This window comes from Candidatus Poriferisocius sp. (assembly GCF_965208355.1).
Taxonomy (GTDB): domain Bacteria; phylum Actinomycetota; class Acidimicrobiia; order Acidimicrobiales; family Bin134; genus Poriferisocius.
On sequence record NZ_CBDBOM010000003.1, the window covers coordinates 569,378 to 586,079 of the forward strand.

18 protein-coding genes are annotated in these 16,702 nt (G+C 65.9%); 16 read left to right on the forward strand and 2 right to left on the reverse strand.

The window, feature by feature from the left end:
• Positions 1 to 22: 22 nt before the first annotated feature.
• Positions 23 to 1,033: a TIGR03617 family F420-dependent LLM class oxidoreductase gene (locus ACOGXH_RS03915; RefSeq protein ID WP_419927811.1), complete on the reverse strand. Its 1,011-nt coding sequence runs from the start codon at positions 1,031 to 1,033 to the stop codon at positions 23 to 25.
• Positions 1,034 to 1,035: 2 nt separating this feature from the next.
• A complete protein-coding gene (locus ACOGXH_RS03920) occupies positions 1,036 to 2,193 on the reverse strand; it encodes a hypothetical protein (protein ID WP_419927812.1) in 1,158 nt (385 codons plus the stop codon).
• A 72-nt stretch (positions 2,194 to 2,265) separates the two neighbouring features.
• Here ACOGXH_RS03920 and ACOGXH_RS03925 point away from each other — a divergent pair, with 72 nt between their 5' ends.
• The 16 genes from ACOGXH_RS03925 to ACOGXH_RS04000 all read left to right on the forward strand — a co-directional run bounded on the left by ACOGXH_RS03925 (position 2,266) and on the right by ACOGXH_RS04000 (position 16,702).
• Entirely contained in the window at positions 2,266 to 3,348 is a 1,083-nt protein-coding gene (locus ACOGXH_RS03925) for a Zn-dependent alcohol dehydrogenase (RefSeq protein ID WP_419927813.1), read from the forward strand.
• 37 nt (positions 3,349 to 3,385) lie between these two features.
• Entirely contained in the window at positions 3,386 to 3,748 is a 363-nt protein-coding gene (locus ACOGXH_RS03930) for a PEP-utilizing enzyme (protein WP_419927814.1), read from the forward strand.
• 4 nt (positions 3,749 to 3,752) lie between these two features.
• A complete protein-coding gene (locus ACOGXH_RS03935) occupies positions 3,753 to 4,199 on the forward strand; it encodes a Zn-ribbon domain-containing OB-fold protein (RefSeq protein ID WP_419927815.1) in 447 nt (148 codons plus the stop codon).
• Positions 4,196 to 4,795: a Zn-ribbon domain-containing OB-fold protein gene (locus tag ACOGXH_RS03940; protein ID WP_419927816.1), complete on the forward strand. Its 600-nt coding sequence runs from the start codon at positions 4,196 to 4,198 to the stop codon at positions 4,793 to 4,795. The genes ACOGXH_RS03935 and ACOGXH_RS03940 overlap by 4 nt, the downstream gene beginning before the upstream one ends.
• On the forward strand, positions 4,795 to 5,850 hold the full coding sequence (locus ACOGXH_RS03945) for a lipid-transfer protein (protein ID WP_419927817.1): 1,056 nt from the start codon (positions 4,795 to 4,797) through the stop codon (positions 5,848 to 5,850). Before ACOGXH_RS03940 ends, ACOGXH_RS03945 begins: the two co-directional genes overlap by 1 nt.
• Positions 5,847 to 7,016: a thiolase domain-containing protein gene (locus ACOGXH_RS03950; protein ID WP_419930317.1), complete on the forward strand. Its 1,170-nt coding sequence runs from the start codon at positions 5,847 to 5,849 to the stop codon at positions 7,014 to 7,016. The genes ACOGXH_RS03945 and ACOGXH_RS03950 overlap by 4 nt, the downstream gene beginning before the upstream one ends.
• 230 nt (positions 7,017 to 7,246) lie before the next feature.
• A complete protein-coding gene (locus ACOGXH_RS03955) occupies positions 7,247 to 7,579 on the forward strand; it encodes a hypothetical protein (RefSeq protein ID WP_419927818.1) in 333 nt (110 codons plus the stop codon).
• Between the two features lie 80 nt (positions 7,580 to 7,659).
• Complete coding sequence (locus ACOGXH_RS03960; protein WP_419927819.1) at positions 7,660 to 7,860, forward strand: ferredoxin; 201 nt, start codon at positions 7,660 to 7,662, stop codon at positions 7,858 to 7,860.
• Positions 7,861 to 7,882: 22 nt separating this feature from the next.
• A complete protein-coding gene (locus ACOGXH_RS03965) occupies positions 7,883 to 9,067 on the forward strand; it encodes an NAD(P)/FAD-dependent oxidoreductase (RefSeq protein WP_419930318.1) in 1,185 nt (394 codons plus the stop codon).
• Between the two features lie 67 nt (positions 9,068 to 9,134).
• Positions 9,135 to 9,929 (forward strand): TetR family transcriptional regulator, encoded by a 795-nt coding sequence (locus tag ACOGXH_RS03970; protein ID WP_419927820.1) that lies wholly within the window; start codon positions 9,135 to 9,137, stop codon positions 9,927 to 9,929.
• A gap of 130 nt (positions 9,930 to 10,059) precedes the next feature.
• A complete protein-coding gene (hpnC, locus tag ACOGXH_RS03975; protein ID WP_419927821.1) occupies positions 10,060 to 10,962 on the forward strand; it encodes a squalene synthase HpnC in 903 nt (300 codons plus the stop codon).
• Entirely contained in the window at positions 10,959 to 11,813 is an 855-nt protein-coding gene (gene hpnD / locus ACOGXH_RS03980) for a presqualene diphosphate synthase HpnD (RefSeq protein WP_419927822.1), read from the forward strand. The genes hpnC and hpnD overlap by 4 nt, the downstream gene beginning before the upstream one ends.
• Entirely contained in the window at positions 11,810 to 13,285 is a 1,476-nt protein-coding gene (hpnE, locus tag ACOGXH_RS03985; protein ID WP_419927823.1) for a hydroxysqualene dehydroxylase HpnE, read from the forward strand. The genes hpnD and hpnE overlap by 4 nt, the downstream gene beginning before the upstream one ends.
• Positions 13,282 to 14,271 (forward strand): polyprenyl synthetase family protein, encoded by a 990-nt coding sequence (locus ACOGXH_RS03990; protein ID WP_419927824.1) that lies wholly within the window; start codon positions 13,282 to 13,284, stop codon positions 14,269 to 14,271. Before hpnE ends, ACOGXH_RS03990 begins: the two co-directional genes overlap by 4 nt.
• Positions 14,271 to 16,157 (forward strand): squalene--hopene cyclase, encoded by a 1,887-nt coding sequence (gene shc, locus ACOGXH_RS03995; RefSeq protein WP_419927825.1) that lies wholly within the window; start codon positions 14,271 to 14,273, stop codon positions 16,155 to 16,157. Before ACOGXH_RS03990 ends, shc begins: the two co-directional genes overlap by 1 nt.
• The gene (locus ACOGXH_RS04000; protein WP_419927826.1) at positions 16,154 to 16,702 is read left to right on the forward strand and encodes a hypothetical protein; all 549 of its coding nucleotides are present in this window, start codon (positions 16,154 to 16,156) and stop codon (positions 16,700 to 16,702) included. The genes shc and ACOGXH_RS04000 overlap by 4 nt, the downstream gene beginning before the upstream one ends.

The window sequence follows — 16,702 nt, forward strand, 5'->3', positions numbered from 1 at the left end:
TGGAGCCTCTGGAGGTCGAAGCTCAGCTCTTGAGGTTGGCGAACAGTTCGGCGACCAGGGGTTGGGGGGCGCCGTGGAGGGAGAGGTGGACGCGGTCGGCCAGGCCGCCGAAGCGGTTGTGAATCTCCGCGGCGGCCTCGGCGGGGGTGCCCTGGATGCTGAGGGTTTGGACCATCTCGTCGTCCCACACGTCGCCGATGTCGCCCCAGCGGCCCTGTTTGGTGAGGCGGTTGAGCTCGTCTTGGAGCTCGCCCCAGCCGTGGGCGTCGAGCACCACCCGGTAGGCCGGGGTGGAGCCGTAGAAGCCCAAGTTCGAGCGGCAGAGCTGTTCCACCCGCCAAGCCTCTGTCTCGTCGGCGTCGTCGCCATACAGACCGACGATTACCCCCACGCCGAATAGGAAGTCGTCCCGGCTGCGCCCGGCGGAGGCCAAGCCGGCTTCCACTGCGGGCAACGTCTTGGTCCGCAGGAACTGCTCGGAGCAGAACGGGTGGATCAGGATGCCGTCGGCGGTTTCGGCCACCATCTTGGTCATCTTCGGACCCAGCGCCCCGGCCCAGATGGGCGGCGTCCCCCACTCCAGCGGCTCGGGCTCGAAAATCGGGGTGGAGAGGGTGAAGGTGTAGTAGTCGCCCCGGAAGTCGAGGGCGTCGCCGTCCTGCCAGCGGGCGAAGATGGCCTTGGTGGCGGCCATCAGCTCCCGCATCTGGGCCACCGGGCGGTCCCACACCGCGCTGTAGCGCTTGGTGATGTGGGGCTTGATCTGCGATCCCAGGCCCAGGGCGAACTTCCCGTCCGACAGCCGGTGGAGGTCGAACGACTGGTAGGCCAGATGCATCGGGCTGCGGGGCAAAGCGATGGCCACGTTGGTGTAGAGATCGAGGCCGGTGTCCTGGGCCGCACTGAGCAGCGGGAAGAACACGTCGCGCTGGCCCTCGAAGGTGAACACCCCGTCGACCCCCATGGCCTCATAGGCCTGGGCTTGGTCTCGAGTCCCAGCCAGATCAGCAGACAGCGGCATGTCGAATTTCACAGTCAGGAGCCTTTCAATCTGGGGAACATTGGGAAGGTGACCTCTTCGGCGCCCTCCTGTTCGGGCAGGCCGCCGGCGAAAATCGGCCACACCGTCTCGGCGGTGTGGGGGTGGGGGAGCGACCAGTCGAACTCGTCGTCGATGCCCAGCATGTTGGTGAACGGCCACATCAGGCCCCGGAAGTAGACATAGGTGCCGTTGTGGACCTTTTCCTCGAAGGTCCAGGTGTTCATCAACCGGTAGGCGTCGGCCTGGGCCTTCTTGATCGCAGCCAGGATTTCGGGCATCTCCTCCCGGTCCACCGGCACCAGTTCGCCTCCCGGCCGGGGCTCGAATACCGAAATGGCCTCCAGCCAGGCCAGGTTGTCGGCCGGAACCGAGAACGTGGTGGACAGATCGTTCACCCGGTTGTGGATGCCGGGCCGGAAGACCAAGCCCACCACCAGGTTCTGGTAGGGGACATCGGCGGCCACGTGGCTCCACGGGATCCAGCTCTGGGCCAGCGAGGAGAACTCCCGCACGATCATGTGGCGGCCGTTGGGCAGCGGATAGGGGCCGGTGTCTCCCGTGCCCAGCCGGGTGTCGAGGTACAACAGGAAGAGGTATTGCTGGAGTCCGGCTACAAAACGGCGGGCTGTGCGGTTGTCGCCGTCGCCTTCCACCGGCCAGGCGGCCTCATACAGGGTGTCGATGATCTCGGGGTCACAGGTCCGCAGCGTGTCGGCCGCGTCCCAGCAGGAGCGGAAGCCATCGCTCCGCCAGGGCTCCACCCAGCGGATCCAGTAGTCCATGAGGAAACGCACCCGATCCTCCACGTCGTCCACCTGGGTGGTGAGCCCCATGGCTGATAGCTCCTCCAGCGCTCTCCAGCCGCCAAACGGTATGCACACCAGGGCGAAGGGGTGGGCGTTGGTGGTCTGGGTGCCCGGACCCCGCATCCTGGCTCCCAGTTCGGATGCCTCCAGCACCTCGTCGCAGCGGGCCAAGATGTCGGGCCACCGCAGCCAGGCCTCCATGCCCGAGTAGCTGGTGTATTCCCGCACCGGAATGAGCCCCGAGGTGAGGCCGGTGCGCCGCTTGGAGTTCTCCGACACCAGGATGTCCCAGAACTCCACCATTCGGTTCAGCTCCTGGGTGTCCAGCGCCATGGTCTGCGGCATGGCTGATGAGGCTAGCGGTCGGTTTCGCGGCCAAGAGTGTCGGAGGGGTCACACTCGGCCTACCATTCTTGGATGCTTGCGGCGGTTATGCGAGAAGTGGGCGACGTCAACCTCGACGTGTGCGATGACGTTGAGATGATGGACTTGGGTCCAGACGACGTGGCCATCAAGATCACCCACACCGGGGTGTGCCACTCCGACGTGTCGGCCATGAACGGGACTATCCCCCAGGCCCCTCCGGCGGTACTCGGCCACGAGGGAGCGGGGATCATCGAGGAGGTCGGTTCCAATGTGGATAATCTGGCCTCCGGCGACCATGTGATCGTGGTGTGGTCGCCCTCTTGCGGAAACTGCGTCTACTGCGCCGGTCGCCACCAGCCGAATCTGTGCCCCAACATCGCATTGGCTTCGATGGCTCGCACGAAGTTCCGCCAGGCGGGCACCGAGCTTTTCGGCATGGCCGGAGCGGGTACCTTCGCCGAGAAGCTGCTCATGCCCCGCCAAGGAGTTGTCAAGATCGACCCCGACATCCCATTAGACGTCGCTTCTCTCATCGGCTGTGGGGTGATGACCGGGGCTGGTGCCGCTCTCAATACCGCCAAGGTCAGCCCGGGCTCGTCGGCAGTGGTGTTTGGCGCCGGGGGCGTGGGCGTGGCCGCCATTCAAGGGGCCAGGATCGCCGGTGCGGCCGAGATCGTGGCGGTGGACAAGAACCCGGCCAAGCTGGACGAGGCCATTTCCTTCGGCGCCACCCACGCGGTGCTCCCCGAAGATCTAGAGGATGCCAAGAACGAGATCACCGGGGGCGAGGGTTTCGACTACGCCCTGGAATGCGTCGGCATTCCCGTCTTAATGCGTACCGCCTATGACATGACCCGGCGGGGCGGCACGTGTTGCATCGTGGGGGTGGGCCGCATGGATGAGATGGTGTCGTTCAACGCCTTCGAGCTGTTCTACAACGAGAAGACCCTGATCGGCTCCTACTACGGCGGTACCGACGTGCGCACCGACTTTCACAAGCTGCTGCGGTTGTGGAAGGGCGGCAAGCTCGACCTGGAGCGCATGATCACCCGGCGCATCACCATCGACGAGATCAATCCCGCGCTAGAAGCTGTGCGAAACGGCGAGGTTGTACGCCAGGTCATCGAATTTTGATGCCGGTGCGATTCACGGGCCTAGGGGTCGATAACTGATGGGCGGCGTTGTTGGCCGGGGCAGCCCGGTGTTCTCTGGCATCTCCGGCCACGGTCGGCTGATGCGCTTTGACACGCCCGATGATGTGATTGCCGTGCTTGACGCTGGCGATGACGTGGCCTCGGAAACGGTGGCACTGGTGAAAGACGCCGGGGCCACGTTCTTGGCTCCCATCGAGGCCGACCTGGCCGGGATTCTGTGCCGTTCGGGCGACATCGAAAGTCACTTGGCCATCATCAGCCGGGACTTCCAAATCCCCTGTCTGATGGGGGTGGAATTTGACGGCGACGAGCCCGCCGACGGTGCTCCTGTCGTCATCGACACCGACGCCGGGACCATCTCGGTGGACGGGGAGGGCTAGGCAGATGGCTAAGCGGCTGCGGGCCGACCTGGTACTGGAGTACCCGTTCACCCGAACTACTGGGCCGGTGATAGGGGCATTCTTGACTGGCCTTCGGGAGGGGATCGTTTTGGGCATCCGCCGCCCCGACGGCACGGTGTTGTGCCCGCCCACCGAGTACGACCCGGTGACCTCGGACCCACTGACCGAACTGGTGGAGGTAGGGCCGGGCGGTGAGCTGGTGAGCTGGACCTGGGTGGATCCGCCCCGGTCGCAGTCACCCTGGGACCAACCCCACGGCCTGGGCATGATCCGCCTTGATGGGGCCGACACCCCCATGGTCCACGGGCTATTGGTGGACAGCCCCGACGAATTGTCGGTCGGAATGCGGGTGATCGCCCGGTGGCGATCGGAGCGCGAGGGCCATATCGCTGATCTGGAGGGGTTTGCGCCCGAGGGAGCGGGGCAATGAGCGCCGATCCGAGCATTCCTCCCGAGGCGCTGTCGAGCGAGGTGTCCCTGCCGGAGAAGCTGCGCGACGTGGAGCCGGTGCGTTCGGTGCGCACCCCCATCCGCTTGGAATACGACTTCATTCCCGGTTCGGCCTCATCCGGCTATCTGAACGCTTTCGCCGACCGCAAGATCCTGGGCCAGCGCTCGCCGGTGGACGGGGCGGTGTTCGTGCCGCCTCGAGGGGTTGATCCCCGCCACGGCGCGGCCACGCCCGACTATGTGGAACTGCCCGACACCGGCCATGTGGGGGGCTTCTGCGTGACCCGGCTGCCCATCCCGGGTAGGGATGACCTGGAGATCCCCTACGTGAGCGCTTGGATCCACCTCGACGGCGCCGACATCGGCTTTTTGGGTTTGGTGGCGGGGATCGACACTTCCGAGGTGCGTATGGGAATGAGGGTGCGTGCGGTGTGGAAACCTGACGACCAACTGGGCCGCACGGCCGAGAACATCCTGTACTGGGAGCCCACCGCGGAGCCCGACATACCGGTTACCGCCGCGGGCACCAACGCCTGGCACGCCAAGCAGGCTGCTGAGTCGGGAGAGCAGGGCTGATGCGCGACATCGCCGTGGTGTCGGTGGCCCAGAGCCAGGAAAAGGCCCTCACCCACACCACCGAGGTGGAGCTGATGGTGCCCATCATCAACGAGGCCCGGGGCGCGGTGGGCCTCACCCAAGACGACATCGGCTTCACCTGCTCGGGGAGCAGCGACTTTCTGGCTGGGCAGGCGTTCTCGTTCGTTCACACCTTGGACGCGGTGGGCGCGGTCCCGCCCATAAGCGAGAGCCATGTGGAGATGGACGGAGCCTGGGCGCTGTATGAGTCGTGGGTCAAGCTCCAGATCGGCGGCATAGACACCGCGCTGGTGTACAGCTACGGCAAGTCGTCGCCCGGATCGCTGCGCGACGTGCTCTCCACCCAGCTTGACCCCTACTACCTGGGGCCCCTGCGGCCAGACGCCTTTGCCATGGCCGCCCTCCAGGCTCGGATCATGCTGGAGTCGGGTGCGGTCAGCGAGCAGCGCTTGGCGGAGATCGCAGTCCGCAGCCTCAACGGCGCGGCCGACAACCCGCTGGCCGTGCGTTCTTCGGCCGACGTCACCGTCGACTCGGTGCTGGCCGAAGCGCCCATCGCCGACCCGCTGCGGCCCAGCGACTGCGCCGCTTCTGCCGACGGAGGGGTAGCCGTGGTGCTGGCGGCCGGTGACCGGGCTCGCGAGCTGTGCGATCGACCGGCATGGATCAAAGGCATCGACCATCGCATCGATCCCCACCAGCCGGGGGTGCGCGATCTCACCCGAGCGCCCAGCGCCCACAAGGCGGCCGCGGAGGCCGGAGCAGGCAACGATCGATTGGACGCCGCTGAACTGGCCGCTCCGTTCACCACCCAAGAGCACATCTTGGAGGTCGAACTCGGGCTGGGATCCGACACCGCCGTCAACGCCAGCGGCGGGGCATTGGCCGGCCACACCATGATGGCCGCCGGCCTCATGCGCATCGCCGACGCCGCCCGCCAGATTTACGACGGTCGGGCCGACCGGGTACTGGGCCATGCCGCGTCGGGGTTGTTTCTCCAGCAGAACCTGGTGTGCGTGATGGAGGGGGAGTGATGGCTGAGCGCACCGCAGTGCTGGGGGTCGGCCAGACCAAGTATCAGACCACCCGGGGCGACGTGTCGCTGCCCGGCCTGGTGCGGGAGGCCGCCTACCGGGCGCTGGAGGACGCCGAGGTGGGTTGGGACGACATCGATGCCGTGGTGGTGGGCAAGGCCCCCGACTTTTTCGAGGGGGTCATGCAGCCCGAGCTGTTCCTGGCCGAGGCGCTGGGGGCGGTGGGCAAGCCGCTGCTGCGGGTCCACACCGCAGGATCGGTGGGCGGGTCGACTGCGGTGGTGGCCGCCTCGCTAGTGCAATCCGGCATCCACCGCCGGGTGCTCACCCTGGGATTCGAGAAGCAGTCGGAGTCCAACGCCACATGGGCTCTGTCGCTGCCGCAGCCTTTCTCGGTGTCGATCAATGCCGGGGCTGGCGGCTATTTCTCGCCCATCATCCGCCAGTACATGGCCCGCACCAACGCCCCCGAGCTGATCGGCTGCATGGTGGCGTTCAAAGACCGACAGCACGCCCTGCGCAATCCGTATGCCCACCTGCAACAGCAAGACCTGACCTTCGACCAGGTGGTGGAGTCGCCCATGCTGTGGGAGCCGATCCGGTTTTCTGAGACCTGTCCGTCGTCCGACGGGGCTTGCGCGATTGTGTTGGGTGACGAGGCCGCTGGCGATGCTTCGACCAAGCCGGTGGCCTGGATCCACGGCGCGGCATTGCGCAGCGAGGCCAACAACTTCCCCGGACGCGACGAGGTGAATCCCCAGGCCAGCCGGGACTGCGCCGACGACGTGTTCGCCCAAGCGGGCATCACCGATCGCCGAGCGGAGATCGACGAGGTTGAGATTTACGTGCCGTTCTCGTGGTACGAGCCGATGTGGCTGGAGAGCCTGGGATTCTGCGAGATCGGTGACGGGTGGAAGCTGGTGGAGGAAGGTGCCACCCATCTCGACGGCGGCGATCTGCCGGTGAACTGCTCGGGCGGGGTGCTGTCGTCCAACCCCATCGGAGCCTCGGGCATGATCCGCTTCGCCGAGGCCGCCCTCCAGGTTCGGGGCATGGCCGGCGAGCACCAAGTGGACGGCGCCCGCAAGGCCTTCGGGCATGCCTACGGGGGCGGGGCGCAGTATTACGCCATGTGGATCGTGGGCGCCGACAAGCCAGCTTCCTAAACGGGACAATGGTTGTACGCGCGTCCGGGCGGCGGGTCCTGTCACCGGAAGCGGCCTGGCCGTCGGAGCGGCCAGGTCCGCCACCGGCGCCACCCCCCGCCCTCGGTGGTTATTGTCATTGGAGTATGCGGGGCTTGTCGCTTTTGCGAGTGCGAATTGAGCGGCGCCACCCCCCAGCCCACCTGGGTTCGGAGGCTGAGGCGAAGTGGCAAACATCCCTACGAGCGTGCGTGCCAGTGGTCTTGTCGATCTTGGTTTTGATGGGGTTGGCGGCGTGTGGTGGTGACGACAAGGGCGACATTGTGGCGTTTTGTGAGTTGGCCGAAGACGGGGTGGGGATGAGGCCGGCTGAGGGGGAAGTCGATCTAGCCCAGTTGGATGCTCTGGAAGACGCTGCGCCGCCGGACATCCGCGAGGCGGTCACCACCGTGGCCAACGCCTCCCGGGAAATCGACGAAATCAAAAACCTCAAAGAGCTATTCGAGCGGGCCTTCGCCCTAGAAGAAGTAGTGGCCACCGCCCGCCAAGAGATCCGCACCTACACCCAACACCACTGCCTGTAACAGAGTCGAGGCCCGATGGTGACGGGGTGGGGGTTGGTTGGGTAGGGTCGGGGTGTCTTTTTGGGAGATGGGAGGATCCGATGGGATACCGGGTGGTCGTGGACTACGACCTGTGCGAGAGCAACGCCATTTGCATGCAGGTCGCTCCTGACATTTTCGAGGTACGCGACGACGATTTTCTGTATCTGCTGAACGAGACCCCGGGGGATGAGGCCCGCGATCGGGTGAACGAATCGGTCCAGCGCTGCCCCAAGCAGGCCATCTCCGTGGCCGAGGAGTAGGCGCCCACTGCGCTCACTAGCAATTGTTGGAGCGTCGCTGGCCGGAACGCGAGCGGCCGAGTCGCTTCGGCGAGAAGGATTCGACGGGGCCATCACCATCATCGGCGATGAGCCCCACCAGCCTTACGACCGGCCTCCCCTGTCCAAGCAGCTCCTGGCCGGGGAATGGGAACAGGACCGCATCGCGCTTTCCGATGACGAGTCCCTCCAGGAATTAGAGGCCGACTGGCGGCTCGGCCGCCGGGCCACCGCCCTCGATGTGGCCAGCCGCACCGTCACCCTCGATGACGGCTCAACGGTCACCGCCGACGGCATTCTCATCGCCACCGGAGCGCGCTGTCGGGAACTGCCCACCAACGGACTCGACGGCATCTACACCCTGCGGGATCTGGATGACTGCCTGGCCATACGGGCCGAGCTGGAAGCTTCCCCGCAGCGGGTGGCAGTAGTGGGGGCTGGGTTCATCGGCGCCGAAGTGGCGGCCACCGCCCGGGAGCGGGGCCTGGAGGTCACGGTGATAGAGGCTCTACCGGTGCCGCTGGGCCGCGTTTTGGGCACCGAGATCGGCACAGTTTGCGCCGATGTCCACCGGGACCACGGGGTTGACCTTCGCCTCGGCGTGGGCGTCGACGGCTTCGATGGCCATGGCCGGGTGGAGCGGGTGAATCTGAGCGACGGCGCTTCGGTGGAAGCCGACGTGGTGGTGGTGGGCATTGGCGTGATGCCCAACACCGAATGGCTGGAGGGCTCGGGCCTGATCTTGGACAACGGGGTGGTGTGCGACGAGACCTGTCTGGCCGCGCCGGGAATTGCCGCCGCTGGTGACGTGGCCCGCTGGCCCAACCCCCTGTTCGGCGAGACCATGCGGGTGGAGCACTGGGACAACGCCATCGCCCAGGGCCAGCACGCCGCGCTTCGCTTGCTCCACACGGACGATGAGGCCCAGCCCTATGCCCCGGTGCCGTGGTTTTGGAGCGACCAGTACGACCGCAAAATCCAGCTAGCCGGACGAGCCGCTCCTGACGACGAGGTTCGCATCATCACCGGGTCGACCGAGGAGCGGCGGTTTGCCGCCCTCTACGGTCGGGCCGGCCGCCTGGTTGGCGTACTCGGGTTCAACCGACCCCGCCACGTGATGAAGTACCGCAACCTGATCGAGCAGGGCACCAGCTTCGAAGACGCGATCAAGATTGCCGAGCAGGAATAGCCATCCGCAGGCACGAGTTTCCGGTACGCGCTGGCGGCGGCATGGCTATGCGAATAAGAGTGGAGGCATGGGCACTCCCGGGGAGTTCCCCATCAGCGAGCTAGTAGCCCGCACCGGAGTACCGGCTGCCTCCATCCACCATTACCGGCGGCTGGGCCTTCTGCCCGCGCCCCGTCGGGCCGCGGCCAACCGCTTCCTTTACAACCAGCGCCATGCCGAGGCGGTAGAGCAGATCAGGGAATTGCGAGAGCGCCACCGCCTGCCGTTGCGCCACATCGCCCAGATCATGAATGCGGAGAACCCCGACCACACCGAGGTGGCCAATTTGGCCGACAGTGGTGAGCAGTTGCGGGATGTGGCCATTCAGGAGTTCGCCCTCAGGGGCTACACCGAGGTGAGCGTGGCCGACATCTGCGCCCAGGCCGGCGTGGCCAAGGGCACCTTCTACCGCTACTACCGCTCCAAACAAGACCTGTTCTTCCGAGCGGTGGAAGCGGTGGTGGACAACACCGCAGAGGATTTCGCCGCCTCGGTAGGCGGCCAGGTCGGGTTGAGCCGCCAAGAGCTCACCCGTCGCCTGGCCGAAACGCTCCTGCCCGGTCTGCCCATCATGCTGGAGGTGGCCAAGCGGTCGGTGCAAGGCCAGGTGGAGCATGCCGCCGCCGCCCAGCGAGTGTTCTGGCGGCTAGCCGAGCGACTGGGTGAGGCCCTGTCCGACGATCCTCGAAGGCACCGGCTCGCCGGCGCCCTCATAATGGACGCTATCGCCCACATTTTCGCCGAGAGTTTGATGGGCCGTTTCGCCGATCGTCCCAAGTTCGAAGACCACGAGGCTGCCAATGCCTTGACAGCCTCAGATTGAGCGCGTACAAAAAGGTGACCTGATGGTCACTCTTTTGTTTGCAATTGAGTAACGATTGTCAGAACATTGTCATGGACGGCTAGGTTGGCCCGCTGACCAGCGGGTTAGCTCCGAAAGCAGCGGGGGTGCTGTGCAGGCTGAAGTCGGGTTCGACTTGGACTCGATCATGGATCAGAAGGGAAGCGAGAATTTCCCGGTTGTGCTAAAGGCCGTCCCTGCGGATCATCGCGCCCACCTCCTGGCCATCTACGGGTTCGCTCGGTTTGTCGACGACATCGGAGACGAATACGGCGGCGACCGCCTAGCCGCGCTGGACTGGATCGAAGCGGAGCTCCAACGAGCCCGCACCGGCAACGCCACCCATCCGGTGATGGTCCAGATCACTCCTTTTCTCGACGAACTCGATGTCGACGACGAGCCGTTCTTGGCGCTCATTGAGGCCAATAGAGTCGATCAGCGCAAGCACCGCTACCAGACCCAGGCCGAGTTGGCCGAGTACTGCACGCTGTCGGCCAACCCTGTTGGCCGGCTGGTGCTAGCGGTGTTCGGCGCAGCCACGCCTGAGCGCATTGTCCTCAGCGATGCGGTGTGCACAGGTCTGCAAATCGTGGAGCACCTCCAAGACATCGGCGAGGACTACACCGAGAAGGGCCGCGTCTACTTCCCAGCCGATGAGATGGCCCGCTTTGGTGTAACCGAGGATGACCTGGGGGCGGCCCGGGCGTCGGAATCGCTGCGCCGGCTGATCGCCCACCAGTGCGACAGCGCCCGCGGACTTCTGCTCCGGGGTGGGCCGCTGGTGGCCTCTCTCAACGGCTGGGCCAAAGTGACGGTAGCCGGCTATGTGGCCGGTGGTTTGGCCGCGTTGGACGCCATCGCCGGAGCCGACTACGACGTGCTCAAGAAGCTGCGGACCCCTTCGAAGGTCCGCACGGCGTTCCACTTGGCGCGCCTGGCCTCCCCCCGCCAATTGACCGACGCCAAAGCCGTCAGCGCCGTCCGAGACGCCATGGTGCGTTGGAGGCGAGGGTGAGAACGGCCGACGCCTACCAGCGCTGTGAGGAGATCACCCGTACCGAGGCCCGCAACTTCTCCTATGGAATCCGGCTGTTGCCCAAAGCCAAGCGCCAGGCCATGTCGGCGTTGTACGCCATGGCCCGGCGGATCGACGACGTGGGCGATGGCCCGCTGCCCCAAGACGAGAAGCTTGCCGGCCTTGCCGAACTGCGGGCCGACATCGACGCCCTGGCCGACGGCAGGCTCCGCGATCCCGACGATCCGGTGATGGTCGGCCTGCACCATGCCATCGGCCGCTTTCCCATCCCCACCGCCGCGCTGAACGAGATCGTCGCCGGCTGCGAGCAAGACGCCGTTGGGAAGGAATACACCACCATTGAGGAAACCGAGGAGTATTGCCGGCTGGTAGCAGGATCGGTCGGCCGTCTGTCGCTGGGGGTATTCGGCACCAAAGGCGATCCCGAGGTGGCGGCCGAGCTGGCCGACGTGCTGGGGGTCGCCCTTCAGATCACCAACATTCTGCGTGACATCGTGGAGGACCGGGGCATGGGCCGGACCTATCTGCCAACCGCTGACATCGAGCGATTCGGTTGCGCCCCCGACCTGACCGGACCGCCCGATGCGGTGGGCAAGCTAGTGGCATTTGAAGCCGAGCGAGCCGAGCGGCATTTCGCACAAGGACTGAAGCTGCTCGACATGCTGGATCGCCGCAGCCGGGCCTGTACCGGGGCCATGGCTGGGATCTACCACCGTTTGCTGGCCCGCATTTCCGAAAGGCCTGCCGCCGTGTTGGAAGGACGGCTGTCACTGTCCACCAAGGAGAAGGCTTGGGTGGCCCTCCGAAGCCTGGCGGGAGTCACTACATGAGACTGGCCGGTTCTGAGCATCGCCGGGATCCGGACGCTGCACCGCGAGTAGCGGTGGTCGGAGGTGGATTGGCCGGGCTGGCCGCGGCAGTGGCCGCGGCTGATGGTGGAGTGCAGGTGACGCTGTATGAGCGGGGTCCCCGATTGGGCGGGGCCACCTGGTCGTTCCAGCGCAACGGCCGTTGGTTCGACAACGGCCAGCACGTCTTCATGCGGTGCTGTACCGAATACCGGGCCTTCCTGGATCGCTTGAATGTGGCCGACCAGGTGACCGAGCAGTCGCGAATGTCGGTCTCGGTCATGCGCCCCGGCCGCCGACCGGCGCGCATCTTCCGCACAGGAGCTCCAGCCCCCCTGCACTTGGCCCGGTCGCTGCTGCGCTACAGCCCGCTGTCGGTTGCCGATCGGTTCCGGGCCGTGCGCACCGCGCTGGCCCTGCGCCGCCTCGATCCCGACGATCCGGCAACCGATGAGACGAGCTTTGGGGAATGGCTCCGATCTCGGGGGGAGTCCGATCGGGCTATCGCCGGGATGTGGGATCTCATTTGCTTGCCCACCGTGAACCTTCGGGCCGACGACGCCTCGCTGAGCTTGGCGGTCAAGGTGTTCCGCACCGGGCTCCTCGACGACGCTGACGGTGGTGATCTGGGCTGGACCCGGGTGCCATTGGGTGCTTTGCACGGCGACGCTGCGGCCCGAGCCATCACCGCCCTAGGCGGGGATGTCCAACTGCAAGCCCATGTGGAAGCTGTGGGCGACGGTCCGCTGGTCATGGCTGATGGGAAGCGGGTCGATGCCGACGCGGTGATCTTGGCCGTGCCTCACGATGTTGTGGACGGCTTGGTGCCCACCGGCACCATATCCGGGCAATCCGATTTGGCCGACCTGGGGATTTCGCCCATCGTCAACGTGCATTTCGTGTTCGATCGCCAGGTCATGGACGTGCCCTTCACCGCGGCTTTGGACTCCCCGGTGCAGTTCGTGTTCGATCGAACCGAGGCCGCCAATTGGAGTGAAGAAGAGTCGGTAGAAGGCAGCGGTGGCGAGCAGGTCGTGGCCGTGTCGCAGTCAGCGGCATTTGATGAGATCGGCGACCGCCCAGCCGAGTTGATCGAGCGCTATCAATCGGCCCTCGAGGATCTGTTTCCGCCCGCGGCAGAGGCCGAGGTGATCGACGCCGTGGTGACCCGTGAGCACCGGGCCACCTTTGCCGGCCGTCCTGGAACCAGGCGGCTTCGTCCTGGTCCGAGCACCGCCATTGATGGAGTGTTCTTGGCCGGGGCGTGGACCGATACCGGATGGCCCGCCACCATGGAGGGCGCAGTGCGTTCCGGCAACCTTGCGGCCCGGCTTGCCCTCGATCACTGCCGGGAACGGGCCGAGTCCCCGCCCGACCAATCATCCGAAGACATCTCAGAACAGCAACACAGCTCAGTGACATCAGCGGAAGAGCAGGAGAGGTTGAGCGCATGAGTGGGGCACCGGACATTCTCGGGCGGGCCAGGGAACTGGTCGACCCAGCCATCGCTGCCGCTCTCGGCGGACTGTGCGAAGAGCTGAGGGTGCCCGCCGAATACCACTTCAAGGGCCGGGGAAAGGGAACCCGTCCCGCACTGGCCATCTTGTCGGCCGAGGCCGTTGGTGCTCCTGCTGAGACCGCGGTGCCCGGTGCGGTGGCCATCGAGCTGATCCACGACTTCTCGCTCATCCACGACGACATCATCGACAACGATGCCGAGCGCCGGCACCGGCCCACGGTCTGGGCCAAATTCGGCACTGGCGTAGGCGTGGTTGTCGGCGACGCCCTCCACGCCCTGGCCTTCGAGGTGCTGCTGTCTGATCCCAGCCCACCCCGAGTCAGTGCGGCCAAGAACCTGGCCGAGGCGGTTTCGGCCATGATCGCTGGCCAGAGCATGGACATGGCCTTCGAGGAATTGCCCTCGGTAACTCTGGAGCAGTGCCTGGCCATGGAGCAGGGGAAGACTGGAGCGCTGTTGGCCTATGCCTCTTCGGTGGGGGCGATTCTGGCCGGGGCCGAAGACACGGTTGTTGAAGAGCTGGTCGACTTCGGCGCCCACATGGGGGTGGCGTTCCAAGCAGTGGACGATCTGTTGGGCATCTGGGGCGACCCCGAGCGCACCGGGAAGCCCGCAGGCGCCGATCTGCGGGAGCGAAAGAAGTCCGTGCCGGTGGTGATTGCCCTCAACAGCGACACCTCAGAGGCCGAAGAGCTGGCCGATCTCTATGCCCGTCCTGAATGGGATGCCGGAGGTGTGGATGCCGCCCGGGCCTTGGTGGAGGCGGGGGGCGGCCGGGAGCACACCCAGGCGCTGGCCCGGGACCACTACGACTTGGCGGTGTCAGCCCTTGATTCCCTGTCAAGTTGCGAGGGGGTCGTCGTCGAGGTGGTCGAGGAAATGCGCTCGCTGGCCGAGTTCATCGTGGGAAGGGACTTCTGATGGGTGTGGAGCAATGTTTGGCCCGAGCCCGAGATCGGCTCATGAGCCTCCAAGACATCGAGGGGTGGTGGAAGGACGAGCTGGAGACCAACGTGTCCATCGAGGCCGAAGATCTGTTCCTCCGAGAGTTCTTGGGCATCGCCGACCCAGAAGTCACCCGGCAGACCGCCAACTGGATCCGACACAGCCAGCGGGCCGACGGCACTTGGGCCACCTTCTACCAGGGACCGGCCGATTTGTCGGTAACCGTGGAGGCCTACTGGGCGCTGCGCTATGCGGGCGATCCCGTCGACGCCGACCACATGACCAAAGCGGCTGACTACATCCGCAGCGAAGGGGGATTAGAGCGCAGCCGGGTGTTCACTCGCATTTGGATGGCGCTGTTCGGCCTCTGGCGCTGGGAGGATCTGCCCGCGCTTCCTCCCGAAGTGATTCTTCTGCCCAAGCAGGTGCCCCTGAACATCTACGACTTCGCCTGCTGGGCTCGCCAGACCGTGGTGTCGCTGACCGTGGTTGGTGCTCACCGCCCGGTGCGCTCCATGGGAATAAACCTGGACGAGATTCGCACCGGGGCCACCCCGCCGGAGCGAGAGCTCGCCCCGGCCGGCACGGTGGCCCGGCGGTTTCAGCGCCTCGATCAGGCTTTGCACCACTATGAGAATCGCCCACACCGGCGGCTGCGGGAATGGTCGCTACGGAGGGCCGAGCAGTGGATTATCGCCCGCCAGGAAGCCGATGGCTGCTGGGGAGGAATCCAGCCCCCGTGGGTGTATTCGCTGTTGGCCCTCTACGTCCGGGGTTATTCCCTCCACCATCCGATCCTGGCCCAAGGCCTGGCCGGATTCGACGCCTGGACCATTGTCGAGGACGACATGCGGCGGCTGGAGTGCTGTCAGTCGCCGGTGTGGGACACCTGTCTGGCCCTGATCGCGCTGGCCGACGCCGGCGTGGACCCCGACGACTCGCAGATGGAAGCGGGGGCTCGCTGGCTGATGGACCAGGAAGTCCATGTTGTGGGCGACTGGGCCGAGCAGCGACCCCACTTGGCCCCCGGAGGGTGGGCATTTGAATTTGAGAACAACTTCTATCCCGACTTGGACGACACCGCCGAGGTGGCCTTGGCCTTGCGCCGAATCAATCACACCGATGCCCGGAAGGTGAATCGGGCACTGGATCGAGCAGTGGAGTGGGTCCAAGGGATGCAGTGCCAAGATGGCGGCTGGGCGGCATTCGACGCCGACAACTGCTCTCCGCTGGTAGCCGAGCTGCCGTTCTGCGACTTCGGCGAAGTCATTGACCCGCCTTCGGCTGACGTAACCGCCCACGTCATCGAGATGCTGTGCGAGTTGGACGGCGACGGGCTGGGTCTGAAGGTGGACCCAGTGGTAGTGGACCGAGGGGTTCAATGGCTGAGCGACGAGCAAGAAGACGACGGGTCTTGGTACGGGAGATGGGGCGCCAACTACATCTACGGCACTGGCGCAGCAATCCCGGCGCTGATCAGTGCCGGGATTTCGACCGACGACGCCCGGGTGGTGCGAGCCTGTCGGTGGCTGGAGTCGGTGCAGAACAACGACGGCGGCTGGGGCGAGGACATGCGCTCGTACACCGATCGGGAATGGCGGGGCCGAGGGGAGTCCACCCCGTCGCAAACCGCGTGGGCCCTGCTGGCGTTGATCGCCGGCGGCCAGGCAAGCGGGGAGGCGGCTCGTCGTGGGGTGGCCTGGCTGGTGGAGAACCAGCGCCGCGACGGCGACTGGGACGAGCCCTGGTACACCGGAACTGGCTTCTCGGGGGACTTCTATATCCGCTACCACCTGTATCGCCTGGTGTTCCCGGTGATGGCCCTGGGCCGCTGGGTGCGGGCCATTGAGGACGAGGCATGAGCCTGACCCTCTGGTGCCCGCTAGCCATGGAGGCCCGTGCTGCCCGGCGTGGTATCCGGGGCGAGGCCAAGGTGGTGTGTACCGGCATGGGGCCCGATCGCAGCCGCCGGGTCGAGCCGGAGAACGGAGCGGTGGCCGTTGTCGGAATGGGCGGTGCGGTGGTTGACGGCATCGAGCCGGGCGACGTGGTGGTGGCCACCGAGGTGTCGGCCGACGATGTCGTTTCGATCGGTCTGCCCCAGGCCGAAGCAGTGGCCAAGGGCCTGTCAGATGCCGGGTTCACCGTGCACACCGGTCCGGTGGCAAGTGTGTCCAAGCTGGCCGTCGGCCCGCGCCGGCAGGAATTGGCGTACAAGGGCGCGGTGGCGGTCGACATGGAGTCGGCCTGGTTGCTGGAGAATCATCGCGGTCCCGCGGCGGTGGTGCGGGTGGTAACCGACACACCGACCCGCGAGCTGCGGACGGCCGCCGCCCCGGCAAGGATCTATCGAGCGCTGCGCACCATTCGACGGTTGACGCCAGTGCTGACAAGGGAGGTTGGCTGA